This window comes from Sinomonas sp. P10A9 (assembly GCF_041022165.1).
GTDB classification, from domain to species: domain Bacteria; phylum Actinomycetota; class Actinomycetes; order Actinomycetales; family Micrococcaceae; genus Sinomonas; species Sinomonas puerhi.
The window spans coordinates 1366704-1382846 of sequence record NZ_CP163302.1 but is presented as its reverse complement, the minus strand read 5'-3'; the positions used below and the strand labels follow the sequence as shown (position 1 = coordinate 1382846).

Annotated in this window: 16 protein-coding genes; 6 read left to right on the top strand and 10 right to left on the bottom strand. The window is 70.0% G+C overall.

Annotation, left to right across the window (positions count from 1 at the left end; translation table 11 throughout):
• Positions 1–15 precede the first annotated feature (15 nt).
• Positions 16–486 carry an NUDIX hydrolase gene (locus AB5L97_RS06300; RefSeq protein ID WP_307957173.1) on the top strand — a complete coding sequence of 157 codons (471 nt, stop codon included), beginning with the start codon at positions 16–18 and terminating at the stop codon, positions 484–486.
• A 32-nt stretch (positions 487–518) separates the two neighbouring features.
• Here the strand turns inward: AB5L97_RS06300 and AB5L97_RS06295 are convergent, their stop codons facing one another.
• The 3 genes from AB5L97_RS06295 to AB5L97_RS06285 all read right to left on the bottom strand — a co-directional run bounded on the left by AB5L97_RS06295 (position 519) and on the right by AB5L97_RS06285 (position 3594).
• The gene (locus tag AB5L97_RS06295) at positions 519–1031 is read right to left on the bottom strand and encodes a prepilin peptidase (RefSeq protein ID WP_369046904.1); all 513 of its coding nucleotides are present in this window, start codon (positions 1029–1031) and stop codon (positions 519–521) included.
• 92 nt (positions 1032–1123) lie between these two features.
• Positions 1124–2467 carry a PhoH family protein gene (locus AB5L97_RS06290; protein ID WP_307957370.1) on the bottom strand — a complete coding sequence of 448 codons (1344 nt, stop codon included), beginning with the start codon at positions 2465–2467 and terminating at the stop codon, positions 1124–1126.
• Between the two features lie 365 nt (positions 2468–2832).
• The gene (locus AB5L97_RS06285) at positions 2833–3594 is read right to left on the bottom strand and encodes an isoprenyl transferase (RefSeq protein ID WP_369046903.1); all 762 of its coding nucleotides are present in this window, start codon (positions 3592–3594) and stop codon (positions 2833–2835) included.
• Between the two features lie 140 nt (positions 3595–3734).
• On the opposite strand from AB5L97_RS06285, the gene trhA reads away from it, so the two are divergent.
• Entirely contained in the window at positions 3735–4409 is a 675-nt protein-coding gene (gene trhA, locus AB5L97_RS06280; RefSeq protein ID WP_369046902.1) for a PAQR family membrane homeostasis protein TrhA, read from the top strand.
• Between the two features lie 72 nt (positions 4410–4481).
• Here trhA and AB5L97_RS06275 read toward each other — a convergent pair whose 3' ends face one another.
• Entirely contained in the window at positions 4482–6716 is a 2235-nt protein-coding gene (locus tag AB5L97_RS06275) for a thioredoxin domain-containing protein (protein WP_369046901.1), read from the bottom strand.
• A gap of 105 nt (positions 6717–6821) precedes the next feature.
• Here AB5L97_RS06275 and AB5L97_RS06270 point away from each other — a divergent pair, with 105 nt between their 5' ends.
• On the top strand, positions 6822–7334 hold the full coding sequence (locus tag AB5L97_RS06270; RefSeq protein ID WP_307957168.1) for a hypothetical protein: 513 nt from the start codon (positions 6822–6824) through the stop codon (positions 7332–7334).
• Positions 7334–9517 (top strand): bifunctional polysaccharide deacetylase/glycosyltransferase family 2 protein, encoded by a 2184-nt coding sequence (locus AB5L97_RS06265; RefSeq protein WP_307957167.1) that lies wholly within the window; start codon positions 7334–7336, stop codon positions 9515–9517. The genes AB5L97_RS06270 and AB5L97_RS06265 overlap by 1 nt, the downstream gene beginning before the upstream one ends.
• On the opposite strand, the gene AB5L97_RS06260 is transcribed toward AB5L97_RS06265, so the two are convergent.
• Positions 9514–9843, bottom strand: a complete 330-nt coding sequence (locus AB5L97_RS06260; protein ID WP_369046900.1) for a hypothetical protein — start codon at positions 9841–9843, stop codon at positions 9514–9516. The two genes, AB5L97_RS06265 and AB5L97_RS06260, sit on opposite strands and share 4 nt — an antisense overlap.
• A gap of 4 nt (positions 9844–9847) precedes the next feature.
• On the bottom strand, positions 9848–10753 hold the full coding sequence (gene mca / locus AB5L97_RS06255) for a mycothiol conjugate amidase Mca (RefSeq protein ID WP_307957165.1): 906 nt from the start codon (positions 10751–10753) through the stop codon (positions 9848–9850).
• An 18-nt stretch (positions 10754–10771) separates the two neighbouring features.
• Between mca and AB5L97_RS06250 the strand changes: the two genes are divergently transcribed.
• Positions 10772–11185 carry a DUF4307 domain-containing protein gene (locus AB5L97_RS06250; protein WP_307957164.1) on the top strand — a complete coding sequence of 138 codons (414 nt, stop codon included), beginning with the start codon at positions 10772–10774 and terminating at the stop codon, positions 11183–11185.
• Positions 11186–11331: 146 nt separating this feature from the next.
• On the top strand, positions 11332–11829 hold the full coding sequence (greA, locus tag AB5L97_RS06245) for a transcription elongation factor GreA (protein ID WP_307957163.1): 498 nt from the start codon (positions 11332–11334) through the stop codon (positions 11827–11829).
• A gap of 92 nt (positions 11830–11921) precedes the next feature.
• On the opposite strand, the gene AB5L97_RS06240 is transcribed toward greA, so the two are convergent.
• From AB5L97_RS06240 to AB5L97_RS06225, 4 genes are read right to left on the bottom strand one after another with little or no spacing between them, the layout of a single operon-like run.
• Entirely contained in the window at positions 11922–12542 is a 621-nt protein-coding gene (locus AB5L97_RS06240) for a rhomboid family intramembrane serine protease (protein WP_369046899.1), read from the bottom strand.
• 12 nt (positions 12543–12554) lie between these two features.
• Entirely contained in the window at positions 12555–13808 is a 1254-nt protein-coding gene (gene ilvA / locus AB5L97_RS06235) for a threonine ammonia-lyase (protein WP_307957161.1), read from the bottom strand.
• 12 nt (positions 13809–13820) lie between these two features.
• Positions 13821–15017, bottom strand: coding sequence for an AI-2E family transporter (locus AB5L97_RS06230; protein WP_423246824.1), 1197 nt, complete (start codon positions 15015–15017; stop codon positions 13821–13823).
• A gap of 49 nt (positions 15018–15066) precedes the next feature.
• Entirely contained in the window at positions 15067–16044 is a 978-nt protein-coding gene (locus AB5L97_RS06225) for an aldose 1-epimerase family protein (RefSeq protein ID WP_369046898.1), read from the bottom strand.
• Positions 16045–16143: the final 99 nt, after the last annotated feature.

Below are 16143 nucleotides of genomic sequence, written 5' to 3'. Positions count from 1 at the left end.
GCCTAGGCTGGTTCCATGCCCACGCCTGACTTCATCCTGACCCTCCGCGAGAAGATCGGTGTCCATCCCCTGTGGCTCCCGGGGGTCAAAGCGGTCGTGACGGACGACGACGCGCGGCTGCTTCTCGTGCGACGGGCCGACAACGGCCGGTGGACGGTCCCGGCAGGGATCGTGGAACCCGGCGAGGAGCCCGCGGCAACGGCCGTGCGGGAAGTGCTCGAGGAGACCGGGGTAGAGGTCGAGGTGACCCATCTGGCTGGCGTCGGGACCACAGCACCGATGGTCTACCCCAATGGCGACCACGCGCAGTACCTCGACGTCGTGATGGCCTGCCGCTATGTCGGCGGCGAGGCGCGAGTCGCCGACGACGAGAACCTCGAGGTCGGCTGGTTCGAGGCCGATGCGCTGCCCGATCTGCCGCCGCTGCACCGCCGCGCCATCGAGTGGGCGCGGGATCCCGCGCGCCGGGCGCACTACGTCGGCTGACCCCGCGTTGTGCGACGCGAACCGCCAGCCGGTCAGACGGGGAGGGCGAGCGCCAGTGCGGTGCCCGCGAGCATGAAGGGCCCGAACGGTATGGCTGACTTCGCTGTGCCCCGGCGGGAGATGATGAGCCCGAGGCCGAAGAGTCCGCCCAGCAGGAATGCGGCCGCGGTCCCCCAGAACAGGTGCGACCAGCTCAGGAACCCCAGGTACAGGCCGAGCACCCCGGCGAGCTTGACATCACCGAAGCCCATCCCTGCCGGGTAAACGATCCGCAGCACGAAGTAGACGAGCCACAGCACAGCGCCGCCGCCGAGGACGCGCAGCGCAGCCCCGACATCGAATCCGCCTGCCGCGATCGCGGCGGCGACCGTGAGCGGAACCGCAGCCCAGTAGCTGGGCAGCACGATCCGGTTGGGCAGCAGGTGGCTGCGGATGTCGATTGCGGCAAGCCGCGCGGCCATCCACACGTAGTAGCACAGGCAGGCCACAACGAGCCAGAAGGCCAGCGGGCTCGTTCCCCAGAGCTCGGGCAGTCGGTGCGTCACCCTTGGACACTATCGGACGCGGCCTCCGCCGACGCGACGCGTGCACTAGCGTGACGGCATGACGCTGGGCTCGCCGCCGGGGGCGATCCAGGCTATATCTCGGCCCCCTCGAGCAGTTCGGTGACGAGAGCGGCAATGGGCGAGCGCTCGGACCGCGTGAGCGTCACGTGGCCGAAGAGCGGGTGTCCCTTGAGAGTCTCGACCACGGCAGCGATACCGTCGTGACGGCCCACCCGGAGGTTGTCCCGCTGCGCGACGTCATGCGTCAGGACGATCTTCGAGTTCTGGCCCATGCGGCTCATGACCGTCAGGAGGACATTCTTCTCGAGCGACTGGGCCTCGTCCACGATGACGAAGGAGTCGTGGAGCGAACGCCCGCGGATGTGTGTCAGCGGCATCACCTCGAGCATGCCGGCGTCCACAACATGGTCGAGGACATCCTTGCTCACGAGGGCCCCCAGAGTGTCGAACACCGCCTGGCCCCACGGGTTCATCTTCTCGGCCTCAGTGCCGGGGAGGTAGCCGAGCTCCTGCCCGCCGACCGCGAAGAGCGGCCGGAACACGACGACCTTCTTGTGCTCGCGCCGCTCCATGACGGCCTCGAGTCCAGCGCAGAGCGCGAGCGCCGACTTGCCGGTGCCCGCCTTGCCGCCGAGCGAGACGATCCCCACCCCGGGGTCCATGAGGAGGTCGATGGCCAGCCGCTGCTCAGCCGAGCGTCCGTGGAGGCCGAACACCTCACGGTCGCCCCTGACGAGCCGCACCTGCTTGTCCGCACCCACCCGGCCGAGCGCGGAGCCGCGATTCGAGAGGACCACGAGGCCCGTGTTGACGGGCATCTCGGCGGCCTCGGGAATGAAGACGGCCTCGTGCCCGTACAGCGCGCCGACCTGCTGATCATCCGCCTCGACCTCGGCGACGCCGGTCCAGCCCGAGTCGACGATCTGCTCGTTGCGGTACTCGTCCGCTGCGAGGCCCATGGCCGAGGCCTTGACGCGCATCGGGACGTCCTTCGAGACGAGCACCACTGCGCGGCCCTCGTTCGACATGTTCTTCGCGACGGCCAGAATACGGGCGTCGTTGTCCCCGCTGCGGAAGCCCGCGGGCAGCACCTCCGCCGAGATGTGGTTGAGCTCCACAAGCAGCGTCCCGCCCTGCGCGCCGCCGTCGGTCTCGAGCGGCACGGGGTGGTTGAGGCTCCCGTGCTGGACACGGAGGTCGTCGAGCAGCCGGAGCGCCTTGCGGGCGAAGTAGCCCAGTTCCGGATCGTTCCGCTTGCCCTCGAGTTCGGTGATCACGACGACGGGGATCACCACTTCATGCTCGGCGAAGCGCAGGAGTGCCCGCGGATCGGAGAGCAGCACGGAGGTGTCAAGAACATAGGTCCTGCGTGCGCCATCGGCGGTGGCGCGTGCGCCTGCGGACTCCTCGAGCAGTGCAGCGTTGGCGGCCTCGTTGCTAGTCACGTCGACTCCAGCCCCCGGGTGGTTCCCCCGGTATTCTCCTGACGTCCGGCTCGGCCGCGAGGCCGGGACGGGCCTCCAGGAGCTGCTGCAACGCAACGCCCATACTCGGCCTCCCCGCACCGGAGGCGGGTTGCCTCCGATGCGGCCAATGTACGCCGCGTCACATGACGGGCGGGTTACATCCCGGGGAGTGTCCGGTTAACTACAACTGTGTAGTTCACGACGGCGCGTGGCGGCTGGGGCGGGGCGCACGCTTGGGCCGGGCGGGCGTCGTCGTGCGCGGAAACGGACGGCCGTGCGCGGAAGGGCTCCCCGCCGTCAGTGGCCTGCGGCCACTACGCCCCGTAGCGGCGCTGGCGCCCTGCGTAGTCGCGCAGGGCCCGCAGGAAGTCGACTTTGCGGAACGCAGGCCAGAGGGCCTCGCAGAAGTAGAACTCGCTGTAGGCGCTCTGCCACATGAGGAACCCGGAGAGCCGCTGCTCGCCCGAGGTACGGATCACGAGGTCCGGATCGGGCTGACCGGCGGTGTAGAGGTAGCGGGAGATGTCATCGACGTCGAGGTTCTCGGCAAGCTCGGCGATGTCCTTGCCGTGGGCCAGGGCGTCGCGCAGGAGTTCGCGGACGGCATCGACGATCTCCCGCCGTCCGCCGTAGCCGACAGCTACGTTGACGTGGATCGGCTCCGACGGGCTCGGCTTCGCGGTGAGGCGCTCGAGCCGCTCTGCGAGGTGGTCCGGGAGCATCTCGGGGGCGCCCATGGCATGCACGGACACAGCCGGGTCGCCGTCGAGACGGTCGAGGGTGTCCGCGATGATCGCCGTGAGCTCGGCGAGCTCCTCGGTCGAGCGGTTCAGGTTGTCGGTCGAGAGCATGTAGAGCGTCACGACCCGCACGCCGAGCTCCCGGCACCAGCCCAGGAACTCGTGGATCTTGTCCGCGCCTGCGCGATGGCCCTGGCTCGTGGGTGCATTGAACTGCCGGGCCCAGCGCCGATTGCCGTCCACCATGACGCCGACATGCTTGGGGATACTGTCCGGGCTCAGGGAACGCTGGAGGTGCCGCTCATAGAAGCCATAGAGGAAAACGGGCAGCTCCATGCCCCTCCCGCCCGTCGATTCCATGCCCGTACGATTCCATGCCCGTACACGGCGACACCGCTGCTTTTCCTCTAGGCTACCGCAAGCCTCACAGCCGCTACTCAGGAGTAACTTACCGGGCCGTAAGTTAGAATCAGTCCATGCAGCACCAAGCGGCAGACCGCCTCGAGCTCCTGTCCCTCAAGCCGTCGTGGCGCGGCTGGATCCATGCCGCGGCCATCCCTTGGGCCCTGGCTGCCGGGCTCGTGCTCATCGCCCTTGCCCCTGGATCTGACCGCAAGATCGCCTCGGCGGTGTATGCCTTCACCGGGCTGCTGCTGTTCTCGGTGAGCGCCATCTACCACCGCGGGAACTGGACACCCCGCGTCAAAGCCGTCCTCAAGCGGCTCGACCACACCAACATCATGCTCGTCATCGCGGGCACCTACACGCCGCTGTCCTGGGTGCTGCTCCCGCGGTCCACTGCGATCCTCCTGCTCACGCTCATCTGGTCCGGTGCGCTCGCTGGCGTCGCGTTCCGCACCCTGTGGGTCGGTGCGCCCCGATGGCTCTACGTGCCGATCTACGTGATCCTCGGCTGCGCGGCCCTGCTGTTCCTGCCGCAGTTCTTCGTGGCCAGCATCCCCGCGGCGATTCTCATCTGCGTCGGTGGGGCACTGTACATTGCCGGCGCCGTCTTCTACGGGATCCGCCGCCCCAACTTCTCGTACCGGCACTTCGGCTTCCACGAGTTCTTCCACGCGTTCACGGTCGCGGCATTCGCGGCCCACTACATCGCCATCATGTTCGCCGTGTTGGGCACGCCGACGGTGTAACGGTCACCTCGGGAACGAGCCGGGGGCGACGGCCACCCGGCGGCAACAGCCCGCCGGCAGGGCTTGCGGGGCCTACTGCACACCGGTCCCGTCCGCTGGGGCCGAACCCCCGCCCATGAGCTGCTCCCGCAGGGCGCCCAAGGTATTGACCGGCAGCCGGCACGTGAACTCCCGGCACACGTAGGCAAGCGGGCCGCCGTCGTCGGCCGCGGGTCGGTCCTGAAGCAGCGGCACGGTCACGGGCACGACGCCGGACTCCGCACCACCCGCAGTCGGCTCGCCGGACCCGCGGCTCGGCTCGCCCGCAGCCGGGGCCAACCGGCGCGTGCCCGGAGTGGAGCCAAGGGCCACGGCCAGTCCAGGGCTCGGCGAAAGCAACGCCTCGCGGTGCAGTGCCAAGGTCTCGGGGGCCCGGGTGCCGTCCAGCGGCCCGACGATCGCTGCCTCGAGCGGTCCGGCCAGCCGGGCCTCGGCCACCGCAAGGAGCCAGCCCGCAAGCCGCGGACCCTGAGACAGGAGCTTCGGGAGCCCCGCGAGGATCGATCCGGCCAGCGCGCGGTGCTTCCAGGAACCGCTGTACGCGGCCGCGGTCAGGAGCGCACCCGCGAGCAGCGACGCGCCGCTCGGCGCCTCGTTGTCGTGCGGATCGAGCGTGCGGGCACCCGCGCGGGCCGTGCGCACGGCGCTGCCGGCATTGCCGGCGTCTGTGGCAGGGGCCTCGTCGGAGAGCAGCCCATTGACCACGAATCTCCCGGTCGCCGCGTCGACCAGCTCGATCGCCCACGCATACCAGCGGGTCGCACCGGTTGCCGCGTACAGCGCGAAGGCCCCCTCGGCACACCCGGCATAGTCGGCCAGCACGCCCTCGACACCCGTTGCCTTCCCGTCGTGGGACACCCTCGCGAGCCGGGTTCCGTCCCAATGGACGCCAGCGAGGAGGTCCGCCGCACGTTCGGCGGCGTCGAGCAGGTCCGCGCGGTCCAAGACGGCGGAGGCGTCGGCGAGCGCTGCGATGGCCAGTCCGTTCCACCCGGCGACGACCTTGTCGTCCCGCGCGGGCGGTGTCCTGCGCGCTCGGGCGCCGAGCAGAACGGGGCGGTGGCGTTCGAGGAGCTCCCGCTCGTCAGCTCCCAGGGGGCGCCCGGCGTGCAGCGGCGCCGCCGTGGTGGCGTGCTCCCCCACCCGGAGGCCGAACAACGACGCCAGTCGGGCGCCGTCGTGCGGCGCGTCCGCGAGGGCGCGGGCCAGCTCGGTCCCCGTCCACACGTAGTAGCCGCCCTCCACCGGCCTCCCGTCCCGCTCCGAGTCCGCGTCGAGCGAGGACGCGAAGCCGCCGCCGGGGAGCCCGAGCTCGCGGACGAGCCAGTCTGCGGTGAGGGAAGCGGCATCACGCGCCTCGTCGGCGGGGAACTCCGCAGAGCCGCCGAGCCGCGTCCAGTGGGCCAGGACGCGCAGGAGCTGGGCGTTGTCGTAGAGCATCTTCTCGTAGTGCGGCAGGGACCAGTCCGCCGTGACGGAATACCGCGCGAAACCGCCGCCGAGGATGTCGAAGAGCGCCGAGCGGCACATCGCGGCGAGCGTGCGCCCGGCGAGTGCCCGGGCGTAGCCTGCCGTCTCGCCCGCTCCGGCCGCATGACGCACGAGGAACTCGAGCACGGGCGAGGGCGGGAACTTCGGCGCGCCGCCGAACCCGCCGTGGACGTGGTCCTCAGTCTGGCCCAGACGCACGACGGCGCCGCTCGCCACGGCGGCCAGCCCGCCGGCGTCGTACTCCGGGGCCTGACCGACGCTCAGGAGCTGGTCGGAGAACAGTCCTCCCAGTGCCTCGGCGAGCGCGTCGGCCTGGCGCTCGACGGCGTCGCGGCGATCTGCCCAGGCCGCCGCGACGGACGTCAGTACCTGTCTGAAGCTCGGCTGGCCCGGACGTGGCTCCGGCGGGAAGTACGTGCCCGCGTAGAACGCGCGCCCGTCCGGGAGAGCGAAGACGCTCAGGGGCCACCCGCCCTGACCTGTCATCGCCTGACAGGCGGCCATGTAGACGCCGTCGACGTCGGGCCGCTCTTCGCGGTCCACCTTGACGTTCACGAAGCCGGCATTGAGCTGGCTGGCTGTGGCTGGGTCCTCGAACGACTCATGGGCCATGACGTGGCACCAGTGGCATGCCGCGTAGCCGATCGAGATGAAGACGGGGACGTCCCGCCGCGCCGCCTCCGCGAACGCATCGTCGCCGAAGGGCTGCCAGTGGACAGGGTTCTCCGCGTGCTGGCGCAGGTAGGCCGAAGCCTGCCCCGCGAGTCGGTTCGTCATAGTCCGAGTCTGCACCCTCACGACTGCGGCACCGGGCGGCGACGGCGACATCCGGCGTCTCCTGGCGTGCGGCCGCGAGGCCCCGTCGTCTAGAATCTGGTACCGATGGCCATCCCAGACAGCGGCACCCTCAGTCCCGGCACGTCCGCACACGAGGACGGCGGGCCTGTCTTCGTCGACGCATCGGGCCGGAAGCTGCGCCTCATGCGCCTCATCGGCGGGGTGGCACTGCTCCTCGTCGCGGGCTACCTCGTGACCATCGGGATCGCCCTCATGACCGGGGGCCCCAACGCCGCGGCCCCCTTCCTCCCCGCTGCGGCCGTTCCCTCCCCGACTGTCACCGCGCAGACCCCCGACGGCCGCCCGAGTGCCGCGACTCCGAGTCCGAGCGCGGCGGACAACGCCCCGGGATCGGCGCCGCTGACCGTCGCGAACTATGTCACACAGGCAACGGCGCCGGCGGGGACGGCACGGGTCCCTGTCGGGGCGTCGACGCAGGCCGCCTCGGCACCGACCGCTGCACCGGCGCCCACGGCCACCCCGATCTCGGCTCAGGGCAACCCCTCGGCACCTGGGCAGGACAAGCGCACCATCCCGACGCAGCCCACGCACCCGTGATGGCTCGACGCACGGCCGGACGGCGGCCCATGGCCCCGTCCCCGGCGAAGGCGCACCGCGCCGCCCGCCTCCCGGGCCGTGTGCGCACGCACTGGATCGTCCTCGCGGCACTGCTCGTCGCCCTCGCCCTCGCCCTCGCCGTCCAGGGCTACACTCAGCACCTCGCCGGGATCGGCGACGACTCCGCGTCCTCGCGGGACGGCGCCGCCGGCGTCCCGGCATCCGTCCTCAACGGCGGGCCGGTGGTCGATGCCCGCACCGCGGACGTGCACACGGCCCGGCCCGCGGACCGCACGCTGGCCCTGACGTTCGACGACGGCCCCGACCCCGTGTGGACTCCGCTCATCCTGGACGTGCTGGAGGCGCACCACGTGCACGCGACATTCTTCGTCGTCGGCACGGCCGCGATCGACCACCCCGACCTCGTTCGCCGCATGATCGCCGAGGGCCACGAGGTGGGCCTCCACACGCTCACCCACGTGGACCTGGGCAAAGCGCCCGAGTGGCGCCGCCAGCTCGAGGTCCAGACCGCGCAGCGCGCCCTCGCGGGCATCACCGGCGAGACGGCCACGCTCCTGCGCCCTCCCTACAGCTCGGAGAACGACGCCGTGACCTCGGGCACGTGGGCCGCCATGCAGTCCACGGCCGCTGACGGCTACCTCACGGTGCTCAGCACCATGGACAGCCGGGACTGGTCGCGGCCGGGGGTCGCGCAGATCGAGCAGAACCTCGCGCCCAGCGGGACGCACGGGCAGATCCTGCTCATGCACGACGGCGGCGGGGACCGGAGCGAGACCGTCCAGGCCCTCGATGAGATGCTCACGCAGGATGCGGGCAAAGGCTATCGGGTGACGACTGTCGGCGACGCCGTCGGGATCGCGAGCATGCGCCCGGCACCGGAGTCGGAACAGCTCCTGGGCACCGCCTTCGTGTGGGGCATGGGTGCGAGCGGGACCGTCGTCGACGTCATCTCGTGGCTGCTCGCGGCCAGTGGCATCGTCACGCTCATCCGCGCCGTGCTCGTGGTCGCGGTCGCCTCACGCCACCACCGCCTGGCCCGGCGCGGCCGACGGCGGCGCGACGTGCCGCTGCTGCCCGAGATCACCGAACCGGTCACCGTCATTGTGCCCGCCTACAACGAGTCCGCAGGGATCGAGGCGGCGGTCCGGTCCATCGCCGCCTCGACGCATCCGGTGGAGATCATCGTCGTCGATGACGGCTCGAGCGACGGCACGGCGGACCTTGTCGAGTCGCTCGGGATCCCGGGCGTCTTCGTGATCCGGAAGGAGAACGGCGGCAAGCCGTCTGCACTCAACGCGGGTCTGCGGGCGGCGTCCTACGAGATCGTCGTCATGGTCGACGGTGACACGGTCTTCGAGCCGCACACCGTCCACGCGCTCATCCAGCCGCTCGCCGACCCACGCGTCGGCGCAGTCTCCGGCAACACGAAGGTGGTGAACCGCGGCGGAATCCTTGGGGCGTGGCAGCACATCGAGTACGTGGTCGGGTTCAATCTCGACCGGCGGCTGTTCGACCTGGCCGAGTGCATGCCCACCGTGCCAGGCGCGATCGGCGCGTTCCGGCGCGGCGCGCTCCTCTACATCGGAGGAGTCAGCAGCGACACCCTCGCCGAGGACACGGACCTGACGATGTCCCTGTGCCGCGAGGGGTGGAGGGTCGTCTACAAGGACGACGCGCTGGCCTGGACAGAGGCCCCGGCCACCCTGGGCGCCCTCTGGAAGCAGCGCTACCGGTGGTGCTACGGGACGCTGCAGGCCATGTGGAAGCACCGCGGCGCCGTCGTGCAGGGAGGCCAGGCCGGGAAGCTCGGGCGCAGAGGCCTCGGGTACCTGCTGGTCCTGCAGGTCCTCATGCCGCTCTTCGCGCCGATCGTCGATGTCTTCGCCGTCTACGGGCTCATCTTCCTTGACCCGGTGCGGATCGGGATCCTGTGGCTCGCGTTCATGGGGGCCCAGCTGGCTATGGCCGCCTACGCATTCCGACTCGACAAGGAGAGGCTCGCCCCCCTGTGGACGCTGCCGCTCCAGCAGCTCGTGTACCGCCAGCTCATGTACCTCGTCGTGATCCAGTCCGTCTTCACCGCGATGGCGGGACTCCACCTCCGCTGGCACCGGATGGAGCGCTACGGGAGCCTCAGCGTCCCGGCGACGAACCAGCGCTAGGAGCGGCTGCTGCCCGTCTCGCGGTCTCTGGCGTCGGTCGCGTCGACAGCATTTCCGTCCGCGGCCTTCTCGGGGCCTGCCTGCATGTCGGCCTCGCCTCGGGCTGCAGTGGCGGCGCTGGCCTCCTCGACCTGAGCCTTGTAGCGCAGGCGGCGGAGGCGGCGCACCATGTCGACGATGAGGAAGATCGTGAGGACCACGACGAACGCGGTCGCAATGAACCCCCACGTTCCAGGGGTGATCATGTCCTCGCTCAGCCCGGGGCGCAGGGTTCCCTCAGGGGAAGGCTGTGGTGTCTGGGCGAGGGCAACGAAGAGGTTCTGCACCGATCTATCGTAGCCCGGCGAAGAGGTCGGTCTCGGTCGTCCCTTCGGCCGGGAAGCCCACGGTCGACTCGATCAGGGCATAGTCCTCCCACGGCCACTCGCGCTGGCGCAGGGCGAGTGGAACCGCGAAGAACCAGCCGCCGGGATCGATCTGCGTCGCGTGCTCCAGGAGCGCGCGGTCCCGGACCCCGAAATACTCGGCGCTCTCCACGTGCGTTGTCACCGGATGGCGCGACGTCCACGGGCGGTGCCCCTCGGCGTCGTTCTCCGTGGCCCGGGCGATCCATTCGGCGAAGGGCGAGTCGAGCCCTGCGGCGATGAGCGCGTCGTGGATCCGCAGCGTCCGCTCGGGATTGAACGGGATGTCGTAGTAGAGCTTCGCAGGAGCCCACGGCTCGCCGGCGTCCGGGTAGTCCTCCGCGCGCCCTGCGGCGTGGAACGCCTCGACGGCCACGCGGTGGGCCATGATGTGGTCCGGATGGGGATAACCCCCGTTCTCGTCGTACGCCACGACCACATGGGGTCGGAAGTCGCGGACCAGCCGTACGAGGGGCGCGGCGGCCTCCTCGAGCGGGAGCGAAGCGAACGAGCCCCACGGCAGTGGCGGGAGCGGGTCCCCTTCGGGCAGGCCCGAGTCGGTGAAGCCGAGCCAGCGGTGCTGGACGCCGAGCACCTTCTGGGCAGCGGCCATCTCGAGGCGGCGTGCGCCGGCCATGTCCCGGTGCGGGTGCGGGGCATCGAGGATTGTCGGGTTCTGGATGTCTCCCCGGGAGCCGTCGGTGCACGAGACGACCATGACATCGACGCCCTCGGCGAGGTATTTCGCCATCATCGGGGCGCCCTTGCTCGACTCGTCGTCGGGATGGGCATGCACGGCCAGGAGGCGGAGCGCGGAATCGTTGGCTGACACGCCTCCTAGAATAGTGGGGTGACCGATTCCCTCGCTGCCCGCTACGGCGCCCCCCGGCGCCGCCTGACCCGGCGCACGGCCCGGCTCGTCATCATTGCCGCACTCGTCGTGGCCGTCGCGATCGCCGGATGGCTCACCTACACCTCCAACGCCGCGGGCGGCGGCGTCGACTCGAAGGACATCGGCTTCTCCACACCGGACGCGTGGCATGCCGAGATAGATTTCCAGATCAGCAAGGATGCGTCCGCGACCGCCGTCTGCGCGGTCCATGCCCTCGCGGACGACTTCGCGATCGTCGGCTACAAGGAGGTCGAGATCGGCCCCACGGACGGCGCCAAGGGCATGACGACGACCCTTCAGCGCGTGCCGCTGCGCACCGAGGCCGCGGCCGTCTCCGGAGTCGTCGATTCGTGCTGGCTCAAGGGCGCGTAGAGCGACACGGCCTGCGTCCGGCTTGGGATCCGGACCCATAGTCATTAGACTGTACTAATACCCATTGCCCCGCAGGTGGCTGAGAAGTCCTCACGAGACAGCCGCAGGCGGGGTCTTTGCTTGGAAAGACGCTACAAGGAGACGACATGTCCACCACGACCCATCAGGGCGGCGCCTGGCTCACCCAGGAGGCGTACGACCGCCTCAAGGGCGAGCTTGACCACCTCTCGGGCCCCGGCCGTCATGAGATCGTCGAGAAGATCGAGGCAGCTCGGCAGGAAGGCGATCTCAAGGAGAACGGCGGCTATCACGCCGCCAAGGAGGAGCAGGGCAAGATCGAGGCCCGCATCCGCCAGCTCACGGATCTGCTCCGCAACGCCCAAGTGGGCGAGAAGCCGGCTGACGACGGCGTCGTCGAGCCCGGAATGCTCGTCGTCGCCAAGATCGCCGGCGAAGAGGAGCACTTCCTCCTCGGTTCGCGCGAGATCGCCGACGCCGGCACCGACATCGACGTCTTCAGCGACAAGTCTCCGCTGGGTTCAGCGATCGTGGGCCACAAGGCGGGCGACAAGCTCTCCTACACCGCCCCGAACGGCAAGGACATCGCGGTCGAGATCATCTCGGCCACCCCGTACAACGGCTGATCGGTCCTTCCCGGACTGCACCCCGCACACGCACGACGGCGCCGCCCACCTCACGAGGTGGGCGGCGCCGTCGTCGTGGTCCAAGTCAGGGCTCAGCTCGCGGTTCGGCCGCGCGGACGGAGCATGACCGCGGCAATGACGCCGCCCGCGAGGCCGAAGAGGTGGGCCTGCCATGAGATTCCCCGCCCGACCGTAGGCAGGATGCCCAGGAGCACGCTCCCATAGGCCGCGAAGAGGACCGCGGCGAGCAGGATCTGCCACCAGCTGCGATTGAAGAATCCGCGGACCAGCAGGAAGCCGAACAGCCCGAAGATCACGCCCGAGGCACCGACGGTGATGCCCGGGTGGCCGAAAACGCTCCCGCCGAACAGCCACACGCCGATCCCCGAGGCCACCCAGGACAGCGCGACGGCGGTCAGGAACTGCCTCAGCCCGGCGAGGAAAGCCAGGAGCCCGAACACGAACAGCGGCAGGGTGTTCGCCAGCAGGTGCGCCCAGCTTGTCGAGTCGTGCACGAGCGGCGAGGTCAGGATGTCGGGGAGGCTGCCGACGTCCCGCGGGCGGATGCCGAACATGCGCGACAGGAGGCCGAACGTGGCCATGTTGACGATCTCGATCACGTACAGGAGCACGGTGACGGCCGTCATGGTTGCGAGCCCCGCGCTTGCTCGGCCAGCGAGCTGGCCCCTCGTCCCCGGCGCGCCGGCCGTCATGGCACTGCGTCCTCAGACGTGGATGACGATCGGCTGGAAGCCCTCGGCCCGCAGGGCACGGAGCACCTGGTCCGAGTGCTCGTGGCCCTTCGTCTCCATGTCGATCGTGATCGCCACGTCCCCCATCGCGATCGAGCCGCCTACGCGCGTGTGGTCGACACCGGTCACGTTCGCATCGTTCTCGGCGATGATGCGCGAGATCGTCGCGAGGGAGCCCGGACGGTCATCCAGCATCATGCGCACCGTGAGGAATCGCCCGGCCGCGGAGAGGCCACGCTGGATGACCTTGAGCATGAGCATCGGGTCGATGTTGCCGCCGGAGAGGATGACGACAGTCTTCTTGGGGTGGATGCCGAGCTCGGCGAGCTTGCCGTCCATGAGTGCGGCGACGCCGACCGCGCCGGCAGGCTCGACCACGAGCTTCGCGCGCTCGAGCAGGAAGATGAGCGCGCGGGCGAGGGAGTCCTCGCTCACGGTCACAACGTCGTCGACGAGCTCGCGGATGATGCTGAACGGGATCTGGCCGGGGAGGCCCACGGCGATGCCGTCAGCCATGGTGGCGACCTTCGGCAGCGGCACCACGGCGTCTGCGGCGAGCGAGGGCGGGTAGGCGGCAGCGTTCTCCGCCTGCACGCCGATCACGCGGATCTCCCGGCCGAGCTCGGCTGCCTTGGCCTTGACCGCCACGCTGACGCCGGCGAGCAGTCCGCCTCCTCCGACCCCCATGAGGATCGTGTCCACCTCGGGCACCTGCTCGAGGATCTCGAGCCCGATCGTGCCCTGGCCGGCAACGACGTCTGCGTTGTCGAAGGGGTGGACGAAGACGGCGCCCGTCTCGTCGGCGTACCGCTTCGCCTCGGCGAGCGCCTCGTCGACGTTGTGCCCGTGGAGCACGACCTCGGCGCCGTGCGAGCGGGTGGCCTGGAGCTTGGGCAGGGCCACGCCGAGCGGCATGTAGATCCGCGCGCGGATGCCGAGACGCTTGGCCGCAGAGGCCACGCCTTGAGCGTGGTTGCCGGCGGAGGCCGCAACGACACCGGCGCGCTTCTCCTCGTCGCTGAGCCGCGCCATGCGGACGTAGGCACCGCGGACCTTGAACGACCCCGCGCGCTGCAGGTTCTCGCACTTGAAGTAGACGTCGCCGCCCACCATCTGCCCCAGCGCCCTGGACTGCTCAATGGGCGTCTTGGCAATAATGCCCTCGAGCAGCTCCTGTGCGGCAACAACGTCGTCGAGCGTCACAGCGAGAGTCGAGAGGGCATTCATGCTCTGTGCCTCCTAGGGGGCTTCGGGGGAAACGGGCGTCCGCCCGGCATCAGCCGGTGCGGTCGCCCCTTCAGTTTCCCACGAGTTCTCCCACGAACGGGACGCGATGTAGCGCACCGCCGAGTTCGTGACGGCGAGGGTGGGGACGGCGAAGAGCGCCCCCGCGATCCCCGCGATGTACGAGCCTGCCGCGACCGCGAGGATCACGGCGACCGGATGCAGCGCCACGGCACGGCCCATCACGAGCGGCTGGAGCACGTGCGACTCGAGCTGCTGCACTGCGACGACGATGATGAGCATGACCACGGCGTTCGTGAGGCCATTGGCCACGAGGGCGAGGAGCACGGCGACGGCGCCGCTCACCAGGGCGCCCACCACCGGGATGAAGGAGGAGACGAACACGAGGATCCCGAGCGGCAGGGCGAGCGGAACTCCGAGGATCGCCGCACCCACCCCGATCCCGAGGGCGTCCACCGCGGCGACGAACACCTGGACCCGGACGTAGCTCACGAGGGACGTCCACCCCCTGCGGCCGGCACCGTCGGCCGCCGGCCGGGCCTGGCGCGGAAGCATACCGACGAGGAAGCCCCAGATCCGCTGGCCCTCGAGGAGGAAGAAGACGAGCACGAACAGGGCGATGAGCGCGCCCGTGATGAAGTGCCCGGCGGACGAGCCGACGCTCAGGACGCCGTTGACCAGTGTGCCCTGGTTGGTGGTCAGGATCTGCTGGGCGTCCTTGACGTAGGTGTCCAGCTGGGACGAAGTAATCTGCAGCGGCCCCTCGGAGAACCACTTCTGGACCTCGGCGAGCCCCGCGAGCGCCTCGCCCCACAGCTGTGAGAAGCCGGAGGAGATCTGGCGGCCCACGAGCGTCAGGAGTCCGGCGACGACGGCAATGAAGCCCAGCTCGGTGATCGCGACGGCCAGGCCCCTCGGCAGCCCGACTCGCCGCAGCCACGTGACAAGCGGGCTGAGCAGCCCCGCGAGGAGGGCGGCGACGAGGACGGGGATCACGATGAAGCTGAGCTGGGCAAGGGCCCAGGCAATCGCCCACGCGACCGCGAGGATGATCGCAAGGCGCCACGACCAGGCCGCCGAGATCCGGAGTGCGAACGGCAGATCCGTGACACCTACAGCCCTCATGGGCCTGGAAACAGGAGGCAGCGGCGTCACATGGTCGGGCTGGGGTCCCTCATCGGCAGGCTCCATGTCCCCCATCCTGCCATTGCCAGCCCGTGGGCACGGGCCCTCGCGCACCTCAGAGGATTGAGCCGATCCCCCAGCGCATCGAGGCCGACTCGCCCGGAGCGATCCACCCGAGGCCGTCTCCTGAGTTGAACGCATTGGCCGGACCGGTCATCGGCTCGAGCGCAACGGCCTTGAGCCGCCCCGGGAAGGTGTCCGTGACGAAGACGTGCACGTACGGGCAGGAGTCCTCCTGCCACAGCCAGACGCTGCGTCCGTCTTCCGTGGAGAGCGTCGCGCGGAACACGCCGGGCGCCCCAGCGCCGTCGTGCGCGAAGTCCAGCTGCGTGAACGCGGAATCGAGCGAGAGCCCGCCCACCGCCCGCCCGCCGCGCAGGTCCCACTCCCCCTCCACAGGCTCAGAGGCCCGCGGGATGAGGCGGTCGTCGGCCACGAGACGGGTGCCCGCCGGGACCGTGAGGAGGAGCTGTTCGGTCGGGGTGTCGCCGAGCCGGAGGTACGGGTGGGCCCCGAGCACATACGGCGCAGGCGCGGACGAATCGTTCGTGAGGGTCTGGGTCACGCTCAGACCGCCCTCGGCGTCGAGCGCATAGTCGACGCGGTGCCGCACGACGAACGGGTAGCCGTGCTGGGGGAAGGCGACGGCCTCGAGCGAGACCGAGGCTTCCGTCCGGCCCAGCAGCTCGTAGCCGGCATTGCGCAGCAGCCCGTGGCTCGCGTGGCCCCGCTTGGGCTCGGTGATGTCGAGCTGCTGGACGGCGCCGTCCAGCGTCCAGCGGCCGTCTTCGACGCGGTTGGCCCAGGGTGCGAGCGTGATCCCCGTGGCCCCGGGCGGGATCTCGTCGTCGCCGAACGTCTCTGTGAGCACGACGCCGTCCCGCGAGTAGGCGCGCAGCGCTGCTGCCAGCTCGGTCACCACGGCGACGGCACCCCCGCGCCGGAGCTCGTGCTGGCGGCCGGTTGCGGCGCGCCGGGCGCCCGATGGTCCCGGTGGAACCGATGTCCCCGATGTGCCCGAAGAAATTGCCATGCGCTAACGCTAGCGGGAACTCTCGGACTGATGTTATATTTTGTGAGAAATCTGTTCGTTTGTGTTTGTTCGCTCTCACTATGGTGTCCACCCACCGCA

Coding starts and splice junctions, on each gene's coding strand:
- AB5L97_RS06275 (WP_369046901.1), bottom strand. CDS start 6,716: ATGACGAACCGACTCGCGGGGCAGGCTTCGGCCTACCTGCGCCAGCAC.
- AB5L97_RS06270 (WP_307957168.1), top strand. CDS start 6,822: ATGGCCATCCCAGACAGCGGCACCCTCAGTCCCGGCACGTCCGCACAC.
- greA (WP_307957163.1), top strand. CDS start 11,332: ATGTCCACCACGACCCATCAGGGCGGCGCCTGGCTCACCCAGGAGGCG.
- trhA (WP_369046902.1), top strand. CDS start 3,735: ATGCAGCACCAAGCGGCAGACCGCCTCGAGCTCCTGTCCCTCAAGCCG.
- AB5L97_RS06225 (WP_369046898.1), bottom strand. CDS start 16,044: ATGGCAATTTCTTCGGGCACATCGGGGACATCGGTTCCACCGGGACCA.
- AB5L97_RS06300 (WP_307957173.1), top strand. CDS start 16: ATGCCCACGCCTGACTTCATCCTGACCCTCCGCGAGAAGATCGGTGTC.
- ilvA (WP_307957161.1), bottom strand. CDS start 13,808: ATGAATGCCCTCTCGACTCTCGCTGTGACGCTCGACGACGTTGTTGCC.
- AB5L97_RS06240 (WP_369046899.1), bottom strand. CDS start 12,542: ATGACGGCCGGCGCGCCGGGGACGAGGGGCCAGCTCGCTGGCCGAGCA.
- AB5L97_RS06230 (WP_423246824.1), bottom strand. CDS start 15,017: ATGGAGCCTGCCGATGAGGGACCCCAGCCCGACCATGTGACGCCGCTG.
- AB5L97_RS06265 (WP_307957167.1), top strand. CDS start 7,334: ATGGCTCGACGCACGGCCGGACGGCGGCCCATGGCCCCGTCCCCGGCG.
- AB5L97_RS06285 (WP_369046903.1), bottom strand. CDS start 3,594: ATGGAGCTGCCCGTTTTCCTCTATGGCTTCTATGAGCGGCACCTCCAG.